At 28.4% G+C, this 23,830-nt stretch carries 25 protein-coding genes and 1 riboswitch; of the genes, 18 read left to right on the top strand and 7 right to left on the bottom strand.

Annotated elements, in window-relative coordinates:
- Window positions 1–7: 7 nt before the first annotated feature.
- Genes ACIJYI_RS04655 through ACIJYI_RS04645 form a run of 3 tightly spaced genes read left to right on the top strand, consistent with a single transcriptional unit; the run spans window position 8 to window position 5,853 of the window.
- The gene (locus tag ACIJYI_RS04655; protein ID WP_435113193.1) at window positions 8–2,344 is read left to right on the top strand and encodes a penicillin-binding protein 1A; all 2,337 of its coding nucleotides are present in this window, start codon (window positions 8–10) and stop codon (window positions 2,342–2,344) included.
- 45 nt (window positions 2,345–2,389) lie between these two features.
- Window positions 2,390–3,439, top strand: coding sequence for a peptide chain release factor 2 (gene prfB, locus ACIJYI_RS04650; protein WP_435114753.1), 1,050 nt, complete (start codon window positions 2,390–2,392; stop codon window positions 3,437–3,439).
- Entirely contained in the window at window positions 3,436–5,853 is a 2,418-nt protein-coding gene (locus ACIJYI_RS04645) for a hypothetical protein (RefSeq protein ID WP_435113191.1), read from the top strand. The genes prfB and ACIJYI_RS04645 overlap by 4 nt, the downstream gene beginning before the upstream one ends.
- Here the strand turns inward: ACIJYI_RS04645 and tyrS are convergent.
- Window positions 5,850–7,079: a tyrosine--tRNA ligase gene (tyrS, locus tag ACIJYI_RS04640; RefSeq protein WP_435113189.1), complete on the bottom strand. Its 1,230-nt coding sequence runs from the start codon at window positions 7,077–7,079 to the stop codon at window positions 5,850–5,852. The two genes, ACIJYI_RS04645 and tyrS, sit on opposite strands and share 4 nt — an antisense overlap.
- 47 nt (window positions 7,080–7,126) lie before the next feature.
- Between tyrS and ACIJYI_RS04635 the strand changes: the two genes are divergently transcribed.
- Complete coding sequence (locus ACIJYI_RS04635) at window positions 7,127–8,275, top strand: anhydro-N-acetylmuramic acid kinase (protein ID WP_435113187.1); 1,149 nt, start codon at window positions 7,127–7,129, stop codon at window positions 8,273–8,275.
- Here the strand turns inward: ACIJYI_RS04635 and ACIJYI_RS04630 are convergent.
- Window positions 8,272–8,916: an alpha/beta hydrolase gene (locus ACIJYI_RS04630; RefSeq protein WP_435114752.1), complete on the bottom strand. Its 645-nt coding sequence runs from the start codon at window positions 8,914–8,916 to the stop codon at window positions 8,272–8,274. The two genes, ACIJYI_RS04635 and ACIJYI_RS04630, sit on opposite strands and share 4 nt — an antisense overlap.
- 149 nt (window positions 8,917–9,065) lie before the next feature.
- On the opposite strand from ACIJYI_RS04630, the gene ACIJYI_RS04625 reads away from it, so the two are divergent.
- The 9 genes from ACIJYI_RS04625 to ACIJYI_RS04585 all read left to right on the top strand — a co-directional run bounded on the left by ACIJYI_RS04625 (window position 9,066) and on the right by ACIJYI_RS04585 (window position 15,461).
- Window positions 9,066–9,491: an Rrf2 family transcriptional regulator gene (locus tag ACIJYI_RS04625; RefSeq protein WP_435113185.1), complete on the top strand. Its 426-nt coding sequence runs from the start codon at window positions 9,066–9,068 to the stop codon at window positions 9,489–9,491.
- Between the two features lie 3 nt (window positions 9,492–9,494).
- Window positions 9,495–10,937, top strand: a complete 1,443-nt coding sequence (gene sufB, locus ACIJYI_RS04620) for a Fe-S cluster assembly protein SufB (RefSeq protein ID WP_435113183.1) — start codon at window positions 9,495–9,497, stop codon at window positions 10,935–10,937.
- Entirely contained in the window at window positions 10,938–11,672 is a 735-nt protein-coding gene (gene sufC, locus ACIJYI_RS04615) for a Fe-S cluster assembly ATPase SufC (RefSeq protein ID WP_435113181.1), read from the top strand.
- Window positions 11,672–12,910, top strand: coding sequence for a Fe-S cluster assembly protein SufD (gene sufD / locus ACIJYI_RS04610; RefSeq protein ID WP_435113179.1), 1,239 nt, complete (start codon window positions 11,672–11,674; stop codon window positions 12,908–12,910). Before sufC ends, sufD begins: the two co-directional genes overlap by 1 nt.
- Window positions 12,907–14,124: an aminotransferase class V-fold PLP-dependent enzyme gene (locus ACIJYI_RS04605; protein WP_435113177.1), complete on the top strand. Its 1,218-nt coding sequence runs from the start codon at window positions 12,907–12,909 to the stop codon at window positions 14,122–14,124. Before sufD ends, ACIJYI_RS04605 begins: the two co-directional genes overlap by 4 nt.
- Complete coding sequence (sufU, locus tag ACIJYI_RS04600; protein ID WP_435085141.1) at window positions 14,124–14,588, top strand: Fe-S cluster assembly sulfur transfer protein SufU; 465 nt, start codon at window positions 14,124–14,126, stop codon at window positions 14,586–14,588. Before ACIJYI_RS04605 ends, sufU begins: the two co-directional genes overlap by 1 nt.
- A 1-nt stretch (window position 14,589) precedes the next feature.
- Window positions 14,590–14,889, top strand: a complete 300-nt coding sequence (locus ACIJYI_RS04595) for an SUF system Fe-S cluster assembly protein (RefSeq protein ID WP_435089594.1) — start codon at window positions 14,590–14,592, stop codon at window positions 14,887–14,889.
- Window positions 14,889–15,224, top strand: coding sequence for a HesB/IscA family protein (locus tag ACIJYI_RS04590; protein ID WP_435113175.1), 336 nt, complete (start codon window positions 14,889–14,891; stop codon window positions 15,222–15,224). The genes ACIJYI_RS04595 and ACIJYI_RS04590 overlap by 1 nt, the downstream gene beginning before the upstream one ends.
- A 66-nt stretch (window positions 15,225–15,290) precedes the next feature.
- Entirely contained in the window at window positions 15,291–15,461 is a 171-nt protein-coding gene (locus ACIJYI_RS04585; RefSeq protein ID WP_435085135.1) for a hypothetical protein, read from the top strand.
- A gap of 7 nt (window positions 15,462–15,468) precedes the next feature.
- Here the strand turns inward: ACIJYI_RS04585 and glnA are convergent, their stop codons facing one another.
- The gene (gene glnA, locus ACIJYI_RS04580) at window positions 15,469–16,875 is read right to left on the bottom strand and encodes a type I glutamate--ammonia ligase (protein ID WP_435113173.1); all 1,407 of its coding nucleotides are present in this window, start codon (window positions 16,873–16,875) and stop codon (window positions 15,469–15,471) included.
- A 136-nt stretch (window positions 16,876–17,011) separates the two neighbouring features.
- Between glnA and ACIJYI_RS04575 the strand changes: the two genes are divergently transcribed.
- Together ACIJYI_RS04575 and ACIJYI_RS04570 are read left to right on the top strand one after the other, a co-directional pair.
- Window positions 17,012–17,494 (top strand): YbaK/EbsC family protein, encoded by a 483-nt coding sequence (locus ACIJYI_RS04575; protein ID WP_435113171.1) that lies wholly within the window; start codon window positions 17,012–17,014, stop codon window positions 17,492–17,494.
- Window positions 17,491–18,381: a DMT family transporter gene (locus ACIJYI_RS04570; protein WP_435113169.1), complete on the top strand. Its 891-nt coding sequence runs from the start codon at window positions 17,491–17,493 to the stop codon at window positions 18,379–18,381. Before ACIJYI_RS04575 ends, ACIJYI_RS04570 begins: the two co-directional genes overlap by 4 nt.
- On the opposite strand, the gene ACIJYI_RS04565 is transcribed toward ACIJYI_RS04570, so the two are convergent.
- From ACIJYI_RS04565 to ACIJYI_RS04555, 3 genes are all read right to left on the bottom strand, one after another.
- The gene (locus ACIJYI_RS04565; RefSeq protein ID WP_435113167.1) at window positions 18,371–19,273 is read right to left on the bottom strand and encodes a homocysteine S-methyltransferase family protein; all 903 of its coding nucleotides are present in this window, start codon (window positions 19,271–19,273) and stop codon (window positions 18,371–18,373) included. The two genes, ACIJYI_RS04570 and ACIJYI_RS04565, sit on opposite strands and share 11 nt — an antisense overlap.
- Window positions 19,274–19,279: 6 nt before the next feature.
- Window positions 19,280–19,345, bottom strand: a riboswitch (SAM riboswitch).
- Window positions 19,346–19,436: 91 nt separating this feature from the next.
- Window positions 19,437–20,027, bottom strand: a complete 591-nt coding sequence (locus tag ACIJYI_RS04560; RefSeq protein WP_435113165.1) for a putative 2OG-Fe(II) oxygenase — start codon at window positions 20,025–20,027, stop codon at window positions 19,437–19,439.
- A gap of 38 nt (window positions 20,028–20,065) precedes the next feature.
- Window positions 20,066–20,812, bottom strand: a complete 747-nt coding sequence (locus ACIJYI_RS04555; protein WP_435113163.1) for a sulfite exporter TauE/SafE family protein — start codon at window positions 20,810–20,812, stop codon at window positions 20,066–20,068.
- 14 nt (window positions 20,813–20,826) lie between these two features.
- On the opposite strand from ACIJYI_RS04555, the gene moaB reads away from it, so the two are divergent.
- On the top strand, window positions 20,827–21,327 hold the full coding sequence (gene moaB, locus ACIJYI_RS04550) for a molybdenum cofactor biosynthesis protein B (RefSeq protein WP_435113161.1): 501 nt from the start codon (window positions 20,827–20,829) through the stop codon (window positions 21,325–21,327).
- On the opposite strand, the gene ACIJYI_RS04545 is transcribed toward moaB, so the two are convergent.
- Window positions 21,328–21,573 (bottom strand): DUF1244 domain-containing protein, encoded by a 246-nt coding sequence (locus tag ACIJYI_RS04545; RefSeq protein WP_435113159.1) that lies wholly within the window; start codon window positions 21,571–21,573, stop codon window positions 21,328–21,330.
- A gap of 311 nt (window positions 21,574–21,884) precedes the next feature.
- On the opposite strand from ACIJYI_RS04545, the gene ACIJYI_RS04540 reads away from it, so the two are divergent.
- The gene (locus tag ACIJYI_RS04540) at window positions 21,885–23,435 is read left to right on the top strand and encodes an aldehyde dehydrogenase family protein (RefSeq protein ID WP_435114751.1); all 1,551 of its coding nucleotides are present in this window, start codon (window positions 21,885–21,887) and stop codon (window positions 23,433–23,435) included.
- 44 nt (window positions 23,436–23,479) lie between these two features.
- On the top strand, window positions 23,480–23,827 hold the full coding sequence (locus ACIJYI_RS04535; RefSeq protein ID WP_435113157.1) for a DUF779 domain-containing protein: 348 nt from the start codon (window positions 23,480–23,482) through the stop codon (window positions 23,825–23,827).
- Window positions 23,828–23,830 lie beyond the last annotated feature (3 nt).

Genomic DNA, 23,830 nt, shown 5'->3' with positions numbered 1-23,830 from the left:
AAATAAAATGAATAAATTTATAAGAAATATATTAATTATTTCATTATCTTGCCTGTTATTTATTGGTTTATCAGTATTTAGTGTTTTGTGGACATATTCTAATAAAATCCCAGATTATAAATTTTTAAAAAATTATAAACCACCAGTTTCAAGCAAAGTGTATTCTGGTGACGGTGAGCTAGTTGCAGATTTTTCCAAAGAAAAAAGAATATTTGTTCCTTATAATTCAATTCCACAAAATGTAATTAATTCATTTTTATCCTCTGAAGATAAAAATTTTTTCTCTCATCCTGGTGTTGATGCAAAAGGTGTTTTAAGGGCGGTAGTAAATAATATTTCTAATATTATTTCATCAAAAAGACTTGAGGGAGCCTCAACCATTACCCAGCAAGTAGCAAAAAACTTTTTATTAACCAATGAAGTAAGTTTTAATAGAAAAATTAAAGAAGCAATTTTAGCATTTAGAATTGAAAGAGCGCTGTCTAAAGAAAGAATTTTAGAATTATATTTAAATCAAATTTATCTTGGCAGTGGAGCATATGGTGTTGCTGCAGCTAGTTTGGAATATTTTGATAAATCAATCAAGGATTTAAATTATGCAGAAGCTGCTTTACTTGCGGCACTTCCAAAAGCTCCAAGTAAATATAATCCTTATAGAAATATTAAGCTATCTATTTTTAGAAGAAATTTAGTTTTAAAAAATTTATTAGATAATAAATATATCGACTCAAAATTATATCAAAAACTTCTAAATGAAAAAATAAATTTAAATAAATCTAGAAAAGTTTTTCTAGAAGACGCTCAATATTATATTGAAGATGTTAGAAAAAATGTCATTGATAAATTTACCTATGACAAAGTTTATAAACAAGGATTTAATATTAATACACCTATTAATTTAAAACTACAAAAAATTGCAACTGAATCACTTAGAAATGGTTTAATTTCTTATGATAAAAGAAAAGGATGGAGAGGAGTATTAACAAACAAAAAATATTCTAAAGATTGGAATAATAATCTAAAAAAATTTAATTTAGAAAATTCTATTAATTGGGAGCTAGCAATAATAAGAAAATTAAATAAATTTTCAGCTGAAATTGAGACAGAAAAAAATATAAATGGTAAAATTGAATTTAAAGATATTTCTTGGACTAAAAAAGAGTTTAATAAATTATTTAATATCGGTGACATAATTTATGTTAAAAAAATTAAAGGTAAAAATTATAGTCTAAAACAATTACCTTTAATTAATGGCGGAATAGTTGTTATGGATCCGTATACAGGAAGAGTTTTAGCTTTAAGTGGTGGTTTCAGTTTTAAAAAAAGTGAGTTTAATAGAGCAACACAAGCCTTAAGGCAGCCAGGGTCAGCTTTCAAACCATTCGTATATGCTTTAGCCTTAGAAAACAATTATACACCTTCTTCTATTATTTTGGACGCACCCTTAGTTCTAGATCAAGGTGATGATTTAAAAATGTGGAAACCCGAAAACTACGGTAAAAAATTTTATGGCCCATCAACATTGAGAATTGGGTTGGAAAAATCTAGAAATTTGATGACTGTAAGAATAGCACAGAGTCTAGGTCTCACAAAAATTGTAAATCTCTCAAAAAATTTAGGTATTTATGATGATCCTGAAGAACTTTTGTCAATTTCACTTGGTTCAGCTGAGACAACTTTATTGAAACTTACTTCTGCATATTCTGCATTTATCAATGGGGGCAAACTTGTAGATCCGATATTGATAGATAGGATACAAGATAGTGAAGGAAAAACTGTTTTTAATAATGATAAAAGAAAATGTATTAATTGCGATCAAATTTCATATTTAAGTCAAGATTATCCAAGTTTAGAAAATGATTATAAACAAGTATTTTCACCTCAAACTGCTTATCAGATGACCTCAATACTTGAAGGAGTTGTAAAAAGAGGAACTGCAAAAAAATTAAGAGATCTTAAACTAAATGTAGCTGGAAAAACTGGCACAACAAACAAAAATACAGATACATGGTTTATTGGATTTACATCCAATTTATTAATTGGAGTTTATGTGGGTTCTGACAATCCTACTCCACTAGGCAGGTATGAAACAGGTTCAAAAACTGCTCTACCAATTTTTAAAGATTTTATCAAAAAAACAGTAAAAAAATCAGAAGCAAGACCTTTTAAGGTAGCTGAAGGAACAGTAATGATGGTAGTAGATCCAATTACAGGTCAGAAAGCAAAGTTTACCTCAAAAAATACAATTATAGAAGTTTATAAAGAACAAAACGTTAATGATGGAAAAGTTATTTATTTAAATAATAATAGATTAGATGCCAATAATATATTAAAGTTTTATTGATGGATGATAAATATTTAAGTTTTAAAGAAGAGATAGAAAAGATTAATCAAAGAGTTAAGGAGTACCTTTGAAAAAAATAATATTTATTCAAAACTTGAAACATTAAATACAAAAATGTTGGATGCCAACTTTTGGCAAAACAAAAATAATTCTAAAAATATAATTAAAGAAAAAAAATTGTACGAGGATTTGATTAATTCTCACAATAAATCAATTGAAAAACTCAAAGATTTAAATGACTTGAGAGAGTTGGCCTCAGAAGAAAAAAATGAAATTGTACAAAAAGAAATTTTACAAAACATTAAAAGTCTAAGATCATCAGTTAAAAAAAATGAAATTAAATGTTTCTTGTCTAATGAAGCAGATTCTCTTGATTGTTATATTGAAATTCATGCAGGTGCTGGAGGAACAGAAAGTCAAGATTGGGCTGACATGTTACGAAGAATGTATTTAAAATGGGCTGATCAAAAAAACTTTAAATCAGCTTTAATTAGCGAACATAAAGGTGATGAAGCTGGCATAAAATCATCTACAATTAAGATAGAAGGTGATTATGTATTTGGCTGGTTAAAAAAAGAGTCAGGCATACATAGGCTTGTCCGGATATCTCCATTCGACTCGGGAGCTAGAAGACACACTAGTTTTGCAAGTATTTGGATATACCCAGTGGTAGATGAAAATATAAATATTGAAATTATAGAAAAAGACTTAAGAGTAGATACTTATCGATCCAGTGGGGCGGGAGGACAACACGTTAATACCACTGATAGTGCTGTAAGAATAACACATATTCCCTCTAAAATTGTAGTTCAATGTCAAAATGAAAGATCTCAACATAAAAATAAGGAAACATGCATGAATATGTTAAAAGCAAGATTGTATGATTATGAGGTTAAAAAAAAAGAACAAGAAAATCAAAACACAGAAAACTCTAAATCAGAAATTGGATGGGGGCATCAAATAAGATCTTATGTTCTGCAGCCATATAGACTGGTAAAAGACAACAGAACAAATTTTGAAAGCACAAGCCCAGATAAAGTTTTAGATGGTGGTCTTGATGAATTTTTAGAACAATCTTTATATCAAATAAAATGAAAAAAATAATTACCAAATATCTCACATTAACAATCGCTATTATTGTATTGATAATATTATATTTGAGTACCATTGGTTTAGAGACAGATAAATTTAACAATCAAATAAAAGATAAAGTTAGCAAAACTAACAAAAATTTAGAAATTGAACTAAAAAAAATAAAATTAACTTTAGATCCATTCAATTTTAAAGTTAATGCAAAAACAATTGGTACAAACATAATATACAAGGGGACTAATTTAGAGTTAGAGTATATTGAAACTCAAATTTCTTTAATTTCGTTATTCAAAAATGAATTTAGATCTTCAAATTTAAACTTATCAACTAAGTCTATTTTGTTAAAAGATTTGGTTGCTTTTATTAGAGCAACAACAAACAAGCCAGAGCTATTTATTTTAGAAAGTGCAATTAAAAATGGGCAAATTGTTGCTGATGTAGAGCTTAATTTTGATGAAAATGGAAAAATCAAAAATGATTATAAAATTAGAAGTATCTTAAAAAATGGAAAAATAAAATTTTTAAATATTTATAATTTTGAAAAAATAAATTTTAATTTAGATGTAAAAGATAACGTTTTAAATTTTAAAGATTTAAGTTTTATAACAAATAAAATAAACTTTTTTTCTGATAATTTTAAGATTACTCAAAATAAAAAAGATTTTCTTTTTGAAGGTGAAATTCAAAACCAAAATGCAATTCTTAATGATAATTTGCTTCAATTATTAAATTTAAATTTTAAATATTTAAACTTTTTGAATACTAATTTTATCTCTAAAAATATCTTTTCTTTTAATATTGATAAAAAGTTTAAAATAAAGAATTTGGTTATAAACTCAGATATACAGATAGATAAATCAGAATATAAAAATTTTTCTTTCTTGGATAATTATCTGTTGGAGGCAAAAGATTTAATATATATTGAAGATCACAAAATTAAGATCAGTTATAAAAAAGATAATTTTACAGCTCAAGGGTCAGGTAAAGTCAAATTATCAAATCAATTTGATGAAATTAAATACTCAATCACTAATACAAATAATGATTTTAAATTATCATCAAATATATCACTAAGTGAACTAAAATTTAGAAATCAAGATTTTCTAAAACCTTTTTTTCCTAAATTAAACGACCTAATTAATTTTAAAAATCAAAAAATTGAAATAAATTTTGATAAAAAGAATCTTTCAATTAAGGGATCAGGAAAAATTAAATTAGATAAAGATTTTGATGAAATAACTTATTATATTTCCAAAAAAGAAAACGAATTCAATTTTGATACGCAAATAGATTTAGACAAAACTTTATTAAATATTGATTTTTTAAATTTCAAAAAAAATAAAAAAGATATAACACAAATAAAATTAAAAGGAAATTATGATAAAAACAAAAAACTTAATCTCAAAGAAATTAGTATCTATGAAAAAAATAATAAAATCATATTACAAAACCTTTTATTAGATGAAAATAATTTAATTATTAAATTTGATAAAATGGATCTTAATTATTTAGATAAAGAAAATAAAATAAATAAATTCTTAATTTTAAGAAAGAAAAAAAATGAATATTTCGTAAATGGCTCATCATTTAATGCCAAAAAATTAATTGATAATTTATTTAAAAATAAAAATAATGATGATTATAAAATTTTTAAAAATAATATAAATCTAAGTTCAAATTTGAAAAACATTTATATTGGCGACGATGATATTGTGTCTGATTTTAAAGGTATGTTAGAAGTTAAAAATAACAAAGTTGTTAAAGCTGAAATTTCTGCTCTTTTTGATAAAAGTAAAAATTTAAGCTTTACTATAAATACTAATAATAATGGTGAAAAAATTACTACTTTATTTTCATCCAGAGCAAAACCCATAGTTAAAAAATATAAGTTTATTAAAGGATTTGAAGATGGCTATCTAGATTTTTATTCATCTAAAATAGAAAATGTCTCTAGATCTAAACTTAAAATTTATAACTTTAAGTTAAAAGAGCTTCCCGCCTTAACTAAACTTTTAACTCTTGCCTCACTCCAGGGAATTGCAGATACCTTATCAGGTGAGGGAATAAGATTTGATGAATTTGAAATGAATTTTACTAACAAAGATGAATTAATGACAATTGACGAAATATATGCGATTGGTCCAGCAATCTCAATACTAATAAGTGGCTATGTTGAAGAAGATAAACTTATAAGTTTACGTGGAACATTAGTGCCTGCCACTACATTAAATAAAACCATTGGCTCAGTACCTTTTTTGGGTAAGATTTTAGTTGGAGATAAAACAGGTGAAGGTGTATTTGGAGTAAGTTTTAAAATTAAAGGTCCTCCAAAAAATTTAGCAACTACAGTAAATCCTATAAAAACTTTAACCCCAAGATTCATTACAAGAACGCTTGAAAAAATTAAAAAAAACTAATTTAATTCGATTTTTAAATGTCTTTTTTTTCCAATAGAAAGTTTAAGGTAGTTTTCATTAAAAAGTTGATTTGTAACAACTAATTTTTCATCAGATATAATTTTATCATTAATCTTTACTGCGTTACCTTTAATTAATCTTCTTATTTCACTTTTAGATTTTTCCAATTTAGACAAAAGTATTAGATCAATGATATTTAATTTTTCATCGATATCTTTTGAGTCAATTTTAAAAGAAGGCAAGTTGGATCCAAGTGAATTTCCTGAAAATGCTTCTTTTGCAGCTTGTTCTGAATTTTCAGCAGCTTTTTTGCCATGCAGCATTGAAGTTGTTTGATTAGCTAAAAGTATTTTTAAATCATTGATATTTTCATTCTCAATTTTTTTAATATCTCCTATTTCCATATCAGTAAAATTTTTCAAAAATTTTATAACGTCTCTATCATCTGTATTTCTCCAAAATTGCCAATAATCATAAGCTGATAAAAATTTTTCATCTAACCAAATTGCCCCATTTTCAGATTTTCCCATTTTAGCTCCTGTGGCCAAAGTAATTAAAGGTGTTGTTAAACCATAACTTTGTTTATTTGAATATCTTTTAATAAGCTCTACGCCATTCACAATATTCCCCCACTGATCTGAACCACCAATTTGTAAAACACAATTTTCTTTTTTACTTAGCTCTAAAAAATCATAAGCTTGTAAAATCATATAATTAAATTCCATATAACTTAAGGATTGTTCTCTATCTAATCTTAATTTCACACTGTCAAAAGTTAACATTCTATTAATTGTAAAATGTTTGCCTATATCTCTAAGAAAAGAGATATAATTCAAATTTTTAAGCCAAGTATAATTATTTACAAAAATAGGTTTTGTTTTTGGGTTATCGTTATCTAAAAATTTTTTAAGTATATCTTTTATATTTTTTATATTTTTTTCAATCTCTTCTTCACTTAAAATTTTTCTTGTTTTATCTTTTCCAGATGGATCACCTATTCTAGTTGTACCTCCACCCAATAGTACAATTGGTCTATGACCATTTTTTTGTAATAATCTTAGACACATGATTTGTAATAAACTACCAACATGTAAGCTTTCAGCAGTACAATCAAATCCGATATATCCTTTAATTCTTTCATTATCCATTAAGTTAGATAATTCTTCTTCATTTGTGCATTGATAGAAGAAACCTCTATCTTTAAATTCTTTTAAAAATTTATTCATAAGCTTATAGTTACACAATATACAAATTTTTATTAAAAAGAATATCAATGAAAAATAAATTATATACAGCTATTGGGTTAATGAGTGGAACTTCAATGGACGGGGTCGATGTATCATTGATTAGATCAGATGGATTTTATGAATTTATCAATGTTTTAGATGAATATTTTGAATATAACGAAAGTTTGCATCAACAATTAATTGAATTCAGAAATCTAATTTTAAGCATCAATGATTTAAAGCTGTATTCAGCTAGATTAAACGAGCTTGAGAGAGAAATTACTATATTTCATAGCAAAATTGTTAACGAAATATCATTAAAGTATCAAGATGAGATTGATTTTATTGGTTTTCATGGGCAAACAATTTTTCATAATTCAGAAAAAAAAATTTCAAAACAATTAGGAGATGGAAAACTCATGTCTCAACTAGTTAAAAAAAAAGTTATTTATGATTTTAGACAAGAAGACATGCTGAATAGAGGTCAAGGTGCTCCATTAACACCTATTTTTCATAACTTATTATCTAAAAATATAAATGAAAACCATCAAATAGAATATCCAATTTGTTTTCTTAACATAGGTGGAATTTCGAATATTACCAAGATAATTGAAAAAGAAGAAAATTTAGAGGAAAACATGGAGGCTTTTGACTCAGGTCCAGGTAATTGTATGATTGACGATTGGGTTAGAAAAAGTTCTAAAAAAAATTTTGATGAAAATGGCTCAATTGCAAAATCAGGTAAAATTGATCAATTAATTTTAAATCAAGCAATTGATAATTTCAAAGTAGATTCTTTTGATAAATCTTTAGATGTAAAAGATTTTGATATTTCATTTGCAAGAGGACTATCATTAGAAGATGGTTGTGCAACAATAACTAATTTTACCGCTTACCTTATAGCAAAAGGAATTGAACATGCTAATGGAAATAATGTTAAGCCCATAAAATATTTAATTTGTGGAGGTGGTAGAAAAAATGATTTTCTTATCCAAAGTATTAAAGATTATTTATTTCAAAAAAAAAATATAAGTTTAAATTCTATTGATGATTATAATCTAAATGGAGATTATATCGAGTCTCAAGCATTTGGTTATCTTGCAATCAGATCTTTTTTAAATTTACCAATATCATATCCAAAGACTACTGGCTGTGAACTGCCTACAGTAGGTGGTAAATTAGTTAAAAATTTTTAGTAAAGAGCAGTTTCTTTTTTTATGTATTTATCAAGACTTTTAATTAAAGTTCCTTCAGTTTTTGAAAAAAAATGATTAGCCTCAGGTACAGATTGAAATTCTACTTTTATGCCTTTTTGAGCACTTAATCTTTTGTCTAATTCAGTAACATATTCTAAAGGGACTAATTCATCTTTTTTACCATAAATCATCAGTCCTGATGTAGGGCATGGTGACAAAAAAGAAAAATCATAAACATTTGGTTGGGGAGAGATTGCAATAAATCTGTTAATTTCTGGTCTTCTCATTAATAATTGCATCGCTATTAAAGATCCAAAAGAAAATCCTGATACCCAACATTGTGAGTTATCAAAGTTTTCTCTTTCAAGCCAATCTAATGCAGCAGCTGCATCAGCAAGCTCACCTTGTCCATTATCAAACTCACCATCACTTTTGCCAACACCTCTAAAATTAACTCTACACACTGAAAAATCGTTATCCATAAATGTGTGAAAAGTATCCACAACTACTTTATTGTTCATTGTTCCTCCATATTGAGGATGTGGTTGTAGGACTAGTGCAATCGGAGATGTATTTTTTTTACTCTTATAATATTTTGCTTCAAGTCTTCCAGCAGGACCTGGAATAAATATTTCTAAAATTTTATTATCCATATGCGATATTGATTATTATTCTCAAAAAAAAACTACGTTTATCATAAGTGAGCGACAATATGTTAGTTTTTTTAAAATAATCTATACTTGACCATTTTAGTCAGGTATGTATAAAAGCGTCGTATTTAAAGGGTAATATGAAATTAACATCAAAAGGTAGATATGCCGTAATGGCATTAGTAGATTTAGCAAGGTTTGATGGTATCAATCCAGTTTCTCTAAGAGATATTTCTTTACGCCAGGGTATATCTCTCGATTATCTTGAGCAAATTTTTTCTAAATTAAAAAAAAATCAAATTGTGCAAAGTACCAGAGGAACACAAGGTGGCTATGTTCTTTCTAAAAAACCAAACGAGATAAAACTTACAAATATTTTTCATGCAGTTGATGAAAAAGTAAAAACTGTTCAGTGTAAAAAAGAGTCAAAAAAAGGCTGCAATGGCAAAGCCACAAAATGCTCAACTCATAATCTGTGGGATGAATTAGAATCACACATTAATAGTTTTTTTGAAAAAAAAAGCTTACAAGATTTATTAAAAAATAATAACGATCAAAGAAATTAAAAGATGGATAACAGACAAAAAGAAATAGATAATTTAAAAAATTATAAATATGGTTTTTCAACTGATATTGAAAATACGAGAGCTCCAAAAGGTTTAAATGAAGGTGTGATAAAGTTTATTTCTAATGTTAAAAAAGAACCTCAATGGATGCTTGATTTTAGATTAAAAGCATTTGAAAGATTCAAACAATTAAAAGAACCTGATTGGCAAAAACCAAAGTATCCAAAAATAGATTATCAAGATTTATATTATTATTCAGCACCTAAAAGTATGGATGATAAACCTAAAAGTCTTGATGAGCTTGATCCAAAACTTTTAGAAACTTATAAAAAACTTGGAATCCCATTACAAGAGCAAGCAAGGTTAAATGGAATTGCTGTTGATGCGGTATTTGACTCTGTATCTGTTGCAACAACATTTAAAGAGGAATTAACTAAACAAGGAATTATTTTTTGCTCAATGTCTGAAGCTATTCAAAAACATCCTGACTTAGTCAAAAAATATTTAGGCTCAGTTATACCGACTACAGATCATTTTTTTGCAACTCTTAACTCGGCAGTGTTCACAGATGGTTCATTTGTCTACATTCCAGAAGGAATAAAATGTCCAATGGAACTATCAACTTATTTTAGAATTAATGCATCTGAAACTGGTCAATTCGAAAGAACATTAATTATTGCTGATAAAGGAAGTTATGTAAGTTATTTAGAAGGTTGTACTGCTCCCATGAGAGATGAAAATCAATTACATGCTGCTAACGTTGAATTGATTGCATTGGATGATGCTGAAATTAAATATTCAACAGTACAAAATTGGTATCCTGGAGATAAAGATGGAGTAGGTGGAATATACAACTTTGTTACAAAGCGTGGTTTATGTAAGGGAAGAAATTCAAAAATTTCTTGGACACAAGTTGAAACAGGCTCTGCAATAACATGGAAATATCCAAGCTGTATTTTAAAAGGTGATAACTCTGTAGGAGAATTTTATTCTATAGCAATTACAAATAATCATCAAAAAGCGGACACAGGTACTAAAATGATCCATTTAGGAAAAAATACAAAAAGTAAGATAATTTCTAAGGGAATTTCAGCAGGTAATTCTGATATGATGTATAGAGGTTTAGTTGATATATCCTCAAAGGCTGATAATTCACGTAATTTTACTCAATGTGACTCACTATTAATGGGCAATAAATGTGGTGCTCATACAATTCCTTACATTAAGAACAAAAATCTAAAATCAAATATTGAACATGAGGCAACTACATCAAAAATAAGTGATGAGCAGCTTTATTATTGTAATCAAAGAGGACTAAATCAAGAAGAAGCAGTTAGCTTGATTGTTAATGGGTTTTGTAAAGAGGTTTTACAACAACTTCCTATGGAATTTGCTGTTGAAGCACAAAAATTAGTTGGAATTAGTTTAGAGGGGAGTGTTGGTTAGATGTTAACGATTGAAAACTTAAAAGCAAAGATTGAAGAAAAAGAAATACTAAAGGGATTAAATTTAAATATAAATCCTGGAGAAGTACACGCAATTATGGGTCCAAATGGTTCTGGAAAAAGTACATTGTCAAATATTTTGTCAGGAAAAAGAGGTTATGAAATAAAAGGAAATGTTACATTTGAGGGTGAAAACTTATTAAATTTAGAAACAGAGGAAAGAGCACATAAAGGTATTTTTTTAGCATTTCAATACCCATTAGAAATTCCAGGAGTAAACACTAATACTTTTTTAAAGACTTCAATAAATACAATTAAAAAAGCTAGAGGTGAAAAAGAATTAGATGCTATCGAATTTTTAAAATTAATTAAACAAAAATCAGCGGAATTAAAATTTGATGAAAAAATATTAAATAGGCAGTTAAATGTAGGTTTTTCAGGTGGTGAAAAAAAGAAAAATGAAATTTTACAGATGTCAATTTTAAACCCTAAACTTTCTATTTTAGATGAAACTGATTCAGGTTTAGATATTGATGCTCTTAGAATAGTTTCGGAAGGAGTAAACTCATTAAGAAATAAAGAAAATTCCTTTTTAATTATTACGCACTACCAAAGGTTGCTTGATTACATTAAACCAGATTTTGTACATGTATTAAAAAATGGCCAAATAATTAAATCAGGTGATTATGAATTAGCCAAAGAATTAGAAAAAGTTGGATATGAGGATTTTAATTAATGCAAAGTGAGATCAAATCAAATTTTGAAAAATCTTTAAGTGAAGGAAATTATTCAACTTCACAAAAGGAAATTAAAGAAAAAAACTTTAATAAATTTATAGATCAAGGCTTTCCAAATAAACGTATTGAAGATTGGAAATTTTCAGATTTAAATCAAATTATTTCAACTAATTTTAAAAAATTAGATTTTTATAAAGAGAATAATGTGTCAAATATTGATTTTGATTCCATTAGTGATTTTAATCATAATAAGATAGTTTTTGTTAATGGTAGCGTGTCTAAGGTTGATTTTAGTTATGAAAATGAAGAAAAAATTATTATAAATCAAAATTTAGAATTAGATAATGAATTGAGTGAAAATGTATTATTAAACTTAAATACTGCTTTTCTTTCCAGCTATATTAAAATTACAGTTAGCAAAGGTTATCAATTTCAAAAACCGTTGATTTTATATAATTATTTAACATCTGATTTAGATAGTTGTGGGCTGAATATGAAGCTGGATATCAATCTTGAAGACGACACTTCTATGGATGTAGTTAACATTTCAAACGAAAATGCAAAAAATAATTTTTTAAATTTCAGACAAAAAATTAATATTGGTAAAAACTCTATTCTTAAAAACTATAGTTTAGATATTAAGCCAACATCAAATGTTAAATATTCTTTTAAAGAAATTGATTTAAATAAAAATAGTCATTTAGAATATTTTATTTTATCCAAAGGTTCAAAATTTGCAAAACATGACATTAATTGTTCTCTTAATAATAGTCATGGTTCAGTAGCAATTAACGGAATAATGGATTTGGATAATAAAAAACATCATGAAATTAAAACTGCAATAAATCACAATGAAGAAAATTGTAAAAGTTATCAGTTAATTAAGAGTGCATTAAATGAAAATTCTAAAGGAGTTTATCAAGGTAAGATTTACGTAAACTCTAAAGCTCAAAAAACAGATGGTTATCAGCTAAGTAGAGCTTTATTACTTGATGATAATGTGGAGTTCAATGCAAAACCTGAATTAGAAATTTATGCTGATGACGTAAAATGTTCACATGGATCAACTTCGGGTAATATTGATGAAAACTCTATTTTTTATTTAATGTCTAGAGGCTTAAGTCATGCTCAATCAAAAAAATTATTAACAAATGGATTTTTAAATGAAGCTATTGAAAAAATTACAAATGAAAGTGTTAAATCTTTAGTTAAAAAATTAACAGGTATTAAAGAATGAACATAAATAATATAAAAAAAGAATTTCCAATTTTTGATGAAAAAATTCAAAATAATGATCTAGTTTATTTAGATAGTGCAAACTCTTCACAAAAACCAAAAGTTGTAATTGATAGAATTAATGAGTTTTATTCAAAGCAATTTTCTAATGTAGGAAGAAGTGTTCATTATCTTGCTGTTGCAGCTACTAATTTATATGAAGAAACAAGAAGTTCTGTTCAAAAATATATAAATGCAAAAGACAAAAATGAAATTATTTTTACTAAAGGAGCTACAGAAGCACTTAATTTAGTTGCAAATACTTTGGGTCAAAATTTCCTTCAAGAAGGAGATGAAGTGCTTATTACAGAATTAGAACATCATTCTAATTATGTTCCTTGGCATTTTTTAAGAAAATCAAAAAATATTAAAATTAATTTTGCAGAAATTAATGAAGAAGGCGAAATCACAATAGAAGAAATAGAAAAAAAGATAACATCTAAAACAAAAATAATTTCAATTACACATTTATCGAATGTTACTGGTGCAATTCTGCCAATTAAAGAAATAACTGAACTAGCTCACTCCAAAAATATAGTTGTTGTTGTTGATGGATGTCAGGGAGCACCTCATTTAAAATTAGATATGCAAGAACTTGATTGTGATTTCTACGCTATTTCTTGTCACAAAATGTATGGCCCAACGGGTTTAGGAGTTTTATACGGTAAAAAAAAATGGTTAGATGAATTACCACCATACCAAGGAGGAGGTGGAATGATCAAAGAAGTTAAAAAAGATAGAATTTCTTATGGTGATTTACCAAACAAGTATGAAGCTGGCACTATGGCTACAGCACAAGTTATAGCATTTGATCAATCTATAAAATTTTTAGAGAGTGTGGGAATCGACAATGTTATGAAGCATGAAGCGGATTTAGTTGAATATGGCCAAGAACTTTTACAAAAAAATAATTCTGTTAAATTAATTGGAAGTCCTAAAGACAAAGGGGGTGTTTTATCTTTCACTATTGAAGGTATTCATCCACATGATATTGCAACTATTTTAGATGAGGATGGTGTTGCTATCAGAGCAGGACATCATTGCTGTCAAATATTACATGAAAAATTAAATATACCTGCTAGTGCGAGGGCATCTGTTGGAATATATAATACAAAAGATGATTTAGATAAACTCAACGATTCAATTAATAAATGTAAAAAAATATTTAACTTATAATGAATTTAAAAGAATTATATCAAGAAATAATATTGGAACATGGCAAAAATCCAAAAAATTTGAGGAAGACTGATGGTTTTAATAAAGATGCAAAAGGTAACAATCCTTTGTGTGGTGATAACGTTCACGTGTATTTAAAACTTAATGGCCAAAAAATTGTTGAAGACATCTCTTTTGAGGGAAGTGGATGTGCTATTTCAATGGCATCCGCATCTATTATGACAGATTTGATTAAAGGTAAGAATGAAAATGAAGCCAAAGAAATTGTTGAAGATTTTTTAGGAATGATAAAAGAAAATCCTGAACTTAAATCAGAAAACTTAGAAGAAGATGAAAAAACAAAACTAATGTGTCTATCAGGAGTTAAACAATATCCAATGAGGGTAAAATGTGCAACTTTATCATGGCACACACTAGTCTCAGCTTTTGAAAATAAAAAAGATCAAGTGAATACGGAGAATTAAAATGACAAAAAAAGAGCAAATTATTGAAGAGATCAGAAAAATTTATGACCCAGAATTACCTGTAAATATTTATGAACTTGGTTTAATTTATGATGTTCAAGTTGAAAATGACAATTTTGCAAAAATAAAAATGACATTAACTACGCCTAATTGTCCAGTAGCAGAGAGTTTACCTAAAGAAGTCAAAGATGGTGCCATGCAAGTTGAAGGTATAGATGATGTTGATCTTGAATTGGTTTGGGACCCACCGTGGAATAAAGACATGATGTCAGAAGCAGCAAAATTGGAGTTGAATTTATAATGAATCCTATAATTAAACTAAGCGATAACGCTGCATTAAGAATTAAAGAAATTATGTCTAACGCAGAAAAAAATTCACTTGGCGTAAGGGTATCAGTTAAAACAGGTGGTTGTGCTGGAATGTCTTATGTGATGGAATATACAAAAGAATTAAACCCAAATGATGAAGTTATTGAAGATAAAGGAGTTAAGGTATTTGTTGATTCGGCTGCTATAATGTATTTGCTTGGTACAGAAATGGATTATAAAAAAGAAGAACTTTCATCCTCTTTTGTATTCAATAATCCCAATGAAACTGAACGTTGTGGTTGTGGAGAGTCCTTTAAAATAGAGTAGGACTTATTGTCCTATTATCTGCATATCAGTATTGCAATAAACGCATGACTACGTTATAAGGTAATCATGAACAAATTTGAATTTAAAAATCTTGTTAAAAACCTTAAAGATTCTTTAAAAGAAAGAATTTTCTTCAAAGATCTTCGTAAAGAAGTAGAGACTGGTGCTAACGGCACACAGGACTACGTTGTTAAAAAAGGTGTTAACAAAGATACAATCGCAACAACTAGACAGTAATTAACTATTAGCTGCTGTAATACATCTCAAACTCAACTGGATGAGGTGCATGTTCGAATTTGTGAATTTCCTCAAACTTAAGTGCAATATAAGCATCAATTTGATCATCAGTAAATACACCACCCTGAGTTAAAAACTCTCTATCTTTGTCCAAGCTTTCCATTGCTTCTCTTAAAGAGCCACAAACTGTTGGAATAGCATTAACTTCTTCTGGTGGTAAATCATACAAATCTTTATCAAAGGACTCACCTGGATGAATTTTATTTTTAATTCCGTCGAGTCCAGCCATAAGCATTGCTGCAAAAGTTAAATAAGGGTTACCAGATGCATCTGGAAATCTTATTTCACATCTTGCACCATTTTTACTGAGAGTAATTGGTATTCGACATGAAGCAGATCTATTTCTTGCCGAATAAGCTAAAAGAACTGGTGCTTCAAAACCTGGAATTAATCTTTTGTAACTATTTGTTGTTGAATTAGCAAAAGCGTTAATGGCTTTAGCATGTTTTAAAATTCCACCAATATAATGTAAAGCTGTTTCAGATAAACCTGCATAAGCATCACCCGAAAATACTGGAGTTTTACCTTTCCAAATTGATTGGTGAATGTGCATACCTGATCCATTATCCCCAGCAACAGGTTTTGGCATGAACGTGGCTGATTTGCCAAATGAATGTGTAACCATTTGTACAACATATTTATAGAGCTGAACATTATCTGCTTGATCAACTAGAGTTCCAAAATACATACCTAGCTCATGTTGACTTGGAGCAACTTCATGGTGATGTTTTTCAACTTTAATTCCAACTTCTTTTAAATTTTTTAAGTATTCGCCACGCATATCTTGCTCGCTATCAACTGGTGGTACTGGAAAATATCCACCTTTAACTGGAGGTCTGTGAGCCATGTTTCCATTTTCATAAACTTTACCAGAGTTGTATGGACCTTCTTTGCTATCTAATACAAACCCGGTGTTGTTTGGATCGTTACTAATTCTTACATCGTCAAATACAAAAAATTCTGGCTCAGGTCCAAAAAATGCTTTGTCACCAACACCTGAAGATTTTAAATATTCTTCTGCTTTTTTTGCAGTCCCTCTAGGGTCTCTTTCATAAGGAGATTTTTTAACAGCATCTAAAATATCACAAAAAAGAACTACGGTGTTATGAGAAGTAAATGGATCCATTATCATTCTTGAAGTATCTGGTTTTAAAATCATGTCTGACTCATTGATAGCTTTCCATCCTGCTATTGACGAACCATCAAAAAAAACACCTTCATTTAACATTTCTTCATCCACAATAGTTACATCCATTGTAAGATGTTGAAGTTTGCCTCTTGGGTCAGTGAATCTAAGATCTACGAAATCTGCTTCTTTTTCTTTTATAAATTTTAAAACATTAGCTGCGCTCATTTTGTCTCCTGTATAATTATATAAGTGGTAATTAACAAAATAATCACGAAAAATATTGCTTATTTAATAAATAACACCTATGCAATTTTCACATAAGTAGTGTAATTATGCAATATTATTAAATAACTATTTTATAGTGAACCCTTTATTAAACAAAGAACCAGTTAAAAGAGCAGAAAAAACAATTAAAGATTTTGATCCAAATCTTGAAATTATTTGTTTAGAACAAACTGCTAGAACAGCAAATGATGCAGCTACAGCTTTAGGTTGCAATGTTGGGGCGATTGTTAAAAGTTTACTATTTAATTCAGGAAATGATTTTGTGCTTTGCTTAGTATCAGGCGATAGAAGATGTTCTTTAAATAAGTTAAAAAAAATTTTAGATGAAAAAGATGTTTTCATGGCCCATCCAAATGATGTTAAAAAAATTACTGGTTACACAATCGGAGGAGTTTCACCTGTTGGACACCTCAATAAAGTAAAAATTTTTATTGATACTAATTTAAATAGATTTAAAACGGTTTTTGCTGCAGCAGGACACCCAAATTGTGTCTTTAAAATAGATTTTAGTCAATTATCAATTTTAACTACCGGTGAAATAAAAGAGATAACAGAATGAGACAGCCAAAATTAATAGATTATATATTATTGACAACATTGTCGTTAATTTGGGCATCTGCTTTTTTTAACATTAAGATTGCAACATATTCTTTTGGACCCGTGACAATTGCTTTTTTAAGAGTTTTTTTTGGAGCAATTCCAGTTTTACTTCTTTGTTATTACAAAAATATAAAAATAGAGGCATTTTCAAAAGATTGGCATTGGTTTGCTATGATTGGATTTATCAACTTAGTAGCACCATTTTTTTTGATAGCATATGGAGTTAAATCAGTTCAAAGCAATCTAGCAGCGATATTAATGTCCACTACACCATTAAGTTCTACTGTTCTTGGACATTTTTTTACTAAGAATGAAAAGTTTAATTTGATAAAAACATTTGGAATTTTAATTGGATTTTCAGGAATTGTATTCTTATTTTCCGATAATATCTTAATTGATGAAAATAATTTCACCTCAGCATTACTAATATTGCTCGGTTCGACTTGTTATGTGGTTGGTGGTGTTTTGACTTTAAAAATAAGTAAGAAAAAAAATGAAAATGTAACAGGTTCAATTTTGATTTGGGCAATTATAATTTTATTACCGTTGATGAGTTTTATTGAACAACCTTGGCAAACAATTCCAAGAACTGATTCATTAATTTCAGTCATATATCTAGGTATAGTGCCAACAGGAGTGGCTTGGTTGTTAAGATTCAGAATTTTGAAAAATAATGGTTTAATCTTTCAATCACAAGTATCCTATTTAATACCAATATTTGGCACAATATTGGGTTATGTATTTTTAAAAGAACTAATAACAGTTAAAGTTTTGATATCTTTAATAGCTGTTTGTATTGGTATTTATTTTGTTAAAAGGGCTGACAATAAAAAAATTACTCAATAGTTGCCATTGCATTAATATGTGATGGCCGTGTTTCACAACATCCACCAAGTATTGTTGCTCCATTATCTTTAAATCTTTTGACAATTTCTCCAATTTTTTGAGGTGTAAGATCCTCTCTTTGTCCCAAGAATTCATTTGGATTGCCGTTAGATTTTGTAAAGGTTGATGTATATCCATTTTTTGGTTTCGTAGTAATAAATCCATTTATCTTAAAACCAAAAGGCACATTAAGACTTTTTAACTCTTCAAGATTGGCTTCATAATTTTCAGGTGACACACATGAAAGCATAATACCAAGTAACTGTTCATCAATTATATTTTTAATATCTGAAATATTTTCCCCACTTGGTAAATTTGTGCCTTCAGATATGTGGATACCAATTAGGTAAGGTTTTTTAAATTCTTTAATTGCTTTGATCCCACATTTGAATTCTTTAATACTACTCCACACGTCAAAATAAAAAAAATCCACATAAGGATTCAATAATTTAGCTTGTTCATTAAAGTTTTTGGTAATCTCTTCCTCATTTCTGTCGTCTGCTTCATAAGTTAAATTTTGAGGAGGTATTCCACCCGCTATAAGAATATTTGGAAATTCTTTTTTTACATCTAGCGCTATTTGACCAGCTTTTTTGTTTAAGTATTCAAACTTATCCTCAACATTATTATCTCTTAATCTTTTCCGTCGTGCTGTAAATGTTGTTGTGACTATCACTTCTGCGCCAGCTTTTACAAAATCTCTATGGGTATCAGATAAGAGTTGATGGTAATTTTCATCTAGTATAGCGTTAGCACTCCACAGTGTTCCATTGGGCTTCATACCTCTAGCTAAAAGTTCCTGGCCCATACCACCATCTAAAACTCTTGTTTTTTTAAAAAAATTTAAATCCATTTCATTCCTCACCTTTTTAGTGTTTTAGCATAATGCTAGGTACACAATACAGTTCAACTACCTTGCTTATTGATTTTGTGGGAATTATTCTTTTTAGCAGTTTATGCCCGCAATAAGATCAAATCGGCAAACTTCTTATACTAGCTAAATATTGATTTGTATATTATTTTTTTAGAATAATTTTAGCATTAAAAGAAAACGATCTTCGTTCACCATTAATATTAAAAGGATAAGCAGTATGAAGTAAATAATTTGGAAAAATGATAAGTTCTTTAAGTTTTGGTACCACATTATATATACTTTTGCTTAAAAAACCTTTTTGACCATTTATAAAATCAATAGTTCCATTAGTTTTAATCTTCTTATTTTTTACCAATTTATTATTAATCATACCTTTGGGTAGTTTTAAATAACCAACTCCTGATAAATCACCCTCATGGTAATGTATTGGATTATACTCACCTTTAAATTGTCGAACTACCCAAAGATTTAAAATTTTAATTTCTTTAAAATTTTTAATTTTTTCATTTGTTAAAAATCTTTTAATATTATCTTTAAGTTCTTTTTCTAAGTTTTTTTTAATAAAACTATTTGAAATTTTTAATTCTTTTTTAATTTGACTAGCTAGTTTCGAGCTATAATCAATTTTTTTTGATACTGACTTTGTATCAAATTCTTTGTTAAGTTTATCAAAAAATTTTTTTGAAATTCTAGTTTTACCAATAGAAGGACCAAATGGTTTAATGTTTTTCATTTTATAATTAAATATATTAAAAGACAATTAAATCAACATTATGACAATAATTTAAATCCCATCCTTATAGCTACAAAAATAACTAATAAAGAAGTCATTAATGCTAAAGTTTTATTTGAGAGAAATTTTATATTTAAATAACTTCCTATTTGCCCACCAACAAAAACTGATAAGAAAAGAGGCCAAAAATTTAGAAATTCATTAAAAACAATATCTTTTGTTAGTTGACCGATAACTCCAAATAAAGAGTTAACTAAAATAAACAAAGAAGCTGTTGCAGCAATATGTTTTGGGTATCCAGCTTTCATTAAAAATAAAATTGGACTCAAGAATATACCACCCCCAATTCCAACGAGGCCAGAAACAAACCCTATTGTTGAACCAATAAAAATTGATAATAGATTTGAAATTTTTTTTATTTTTAATTTTTCATTGCTAAAAGACTTGCTTTCAATAAATAAAAAAAATCCAGCAGTTGCCAAAATAATAAATAATAATATTTCAAATATATCTTTTTCTATTGAAATTGAGGCTCCAAAAAAAGCAAAAGGTATTGATCCAATAAGATAAGGTGTTAATAATTTTAGATTAAGATTGCCTGATTTAATATAATTTATAGAGTTTCCAGAGACTACAATGATGTTACAAAATAAAGCAATTATTGGAAAAATATAATAAGGAATATCCCAAATTAACATCAAAGCAAGGTATGTAGATCCTCCACCAAATCCGACACTAGAATATAAAATTGCTGTTATAAAAAAAAATATTGATAATATAATCATAGTTAAAAATTATTATGAATGTAAATATAGCTTTATTAACTGTAACAGATACAAGAACTTTTGATAACGATAAATCAGGTTCTATTCTTGTTGAAAAAATTGAAGAGGCTAATCATAATTTAATTGATAGAAAAATTTGTAAAGACAACAAAGAAGATATTGTTTTAATTTTAAAAGAATGGATTAAAAGCAAAAATATCGATGTTGTAATTACTACTGGTGGAACCGGGTTGACTGGAAGAGATATAACACCAGAAGCTGTTGAGGAAATTGCTGATAAACACATCCCAGGTTTTGGAGAAGTTTTTAGAAATATTAGCTTAAAAACAGTCGGTACCTCAGCAATACAATCTCGAGCTTGTGCAGTTTTGGCAAATGGCAAATATGTTTTTGCGCTTCCAGGATCATCAGGTGGAGTGACGGATGCATGGGACGGAATTTTAAAACATCAATTAGATATTAATCACAAACCTTGTAATTTTGTTGAATTATTTCCAAGACTTAAAGAAAAATAATTATTTTTGATATTTTTCTTTCCATTCTGAGTAGGGCATACCATAAATATGCTCTCGCGCGTCTGGATCAGATATAGTTACACCTTTTTTTTCAGCTTCTTCTCTGTACCATCTAGATAAACAATTTCTACAAAAGTTAGCTAAATTCATCAAATCAATATTTTGAACATCTTTTCTTTCATCCAAATGTTTTAACAATCTTTCAAATGTTGCTGATTGAATTTCTTTTTTTTTATTATCATTCATAAACTAACTATTAGTCAGTTATTTTATGAGCACAAGATGTAGTATTAGATACAATCAAAAGTAGAATATAAAATATATTACAAATAGACTTTAATACAAAACCTTAGTTAACTGTCTTCATGGCTATTAAGAAAAAAAAAATAGCAAACTCAAAAACTAAGAAAAAAAGGGCTAAACAAGTCAAAGTTTCTAGAAAAAAAATCAAAACAAAAAAAAAAGTTGCTACAAAAAAGTCTGCGACCAATAAACATTCTAAAATATCTACAAAAAAAAATAAGATTAAAAATAAAAAAAATAGAGAGGTAAAAAAAATGAGTACAGAAACAGTACAAGCTGGGAAGTCTCCTTTACTGGATACATCTCACTTAAAAGTGAAGTTTCCTTATAAAGAAAAATATGGAAATTTTATTGGTGGTAAGTTTGTTGAACCTAAATCAGGTAAATATTTTGACAATGTAAGCCCAATTAATAATGAGGTTATATGTTCAGTTCCAAGATCTGATTCCAAAGATGTTGAATCAGCATTAGATGCAGCACATGCTGCATTTCCTACTTGGGGAATTACATCAATAACCGAAAGATCAAATATATTACTTAAGATAGCTGATGTTATTGAAAAAAATCTTGAAATGCTGGCTACAGCAGAATGTTTGGATAACGGAAAACCAATCAGAGAATGTATGGCAGCGGATTTACCATTGGTTGTTGACCACTGGAGATATTTTGCAGGAGTGATAAGAGCTGAAGAAGGTTCTGTTTCTGAAATAAGTAACAGTGAATATTCCTACCATATACCTGAACCACTTGGTGTTGTTGGACAAATTATTCCTTGGAATTTCCCTTTACTAATGGCAACATGGAAACTTGCACCTGCGTTAGCTGCAGGAAATTGTGTAGTTCTAAAACCAGCTGAACAAACTCCAGCATCTATTTTGCTTTTAATGGAACTTATTGGTGATTTGTTACCTCCAGGAGTAGTTAATGTTGTGAGTGGCTTTGGTTTAGAAGCAGGTAAACCATTAGCTTCATCAAAAAGAATAAGAAAAATAGCTTTTACTGGTGAAACAACAACAGGACGTTTGATTATGCAATACGCATCACAAAACTTAATTCCAATCACTTTAGAATTAGGTGGAAAATCTCCAAATATTTTCTTTGAAGACGTTATGGATCAAGATGATGATTTCTTTGATAAGTGTATGGAAGGTTTTGCAATGTTTACTCTTAACCAGGGTGAAGTTTGTACTTGTCCGAGTAGGGTGTTGGTTCAAGAGTCTATCTATGATAAATTTATGGAAAGAGCTGTTGCTAGAACTAAAGCTGTAACTCAAGACAATCCTCTAAAAATGGAAACTATGATTGGAGCTCAAGTATCATTAGAACAGATGGAAAAAATAAAATCTTATCTTGATCTAGGTAAAAAAGAGGGGGCTAAAGTTCTTTGTGGAGGTGAAGTTGCTAACTTAAACAGTGGTTTGGAAAAAGGAAATTACATTCAGCCTACTATTTTCGAAGGTGACAACTCTATGAGAGTTTTCCAAGAAGAAATTTTTGGACCAGTTGTATCTGTCACTAAATTTAAAGATGAAGCACACGCATTAGAAATTGCTAATGATACTCTTTATGGTTTAGGAGCAGGTGTTTGGACTAGAAATGGAAATGTTGCTTATAGAATGGGAAGAGGTATTCAAGCTGGAAGAGTTTGGACAAACTGTTACCATGCTTATCCAGCTCATGCTGCCTTTGGAGGTTACAAACAATCTGGAATTGGTAGAGAGACCCATAAAATGATGCTTAATCACTATAGACAAGTTAAGAATTTACACGTGTCTTACAGTGAAAAAAAATTAGGCTTCTTTTAACAGATATATTATATTGGCCCGTAATTAATACGGGCCACATAAAAATGAAAGTTTCAGCCACACCTACAGCACTTGAGTTAATAGAAGATTTAAAAAAAGCTCATGGTAAAGATTTATTATTTCATCAATCAGGTGGTTGTTGTGATGGTAGTGCTCCAATGTGTTATCCTGTCAAAGAATTCCAAGTAAGTGACGATGATGTTTTAGTTGGTAAAATTGGGGATATTCCCTTTTATATTAGTGAAACTCAACATGAGGCATGGAAAAATACAGATTTAATTATTGATTGTATTGAGGGAATGGGTGGAATGTTTTCCTTAGATAATGGAACTGGAAGAAGATTCTTAACTAGATCAGAGATCTGTATTCCAGAAAACACAAATATAAATTAATTA

Source organism: Candidatus Pelagibacter bacterium nBUS_36 (assembly GCF_051201215.1).
GTDB lineage: Bacteria > Pseudomonadota > Alphaproteobacteria > Pelagibacterales > Pelagibacteraceae > Pelagibacter.
The sequence above is the reverse complement of the archived record's forward strand: the minus strand, read 5'-3'. Positions and strand labels throughout refer to the sequence as shown.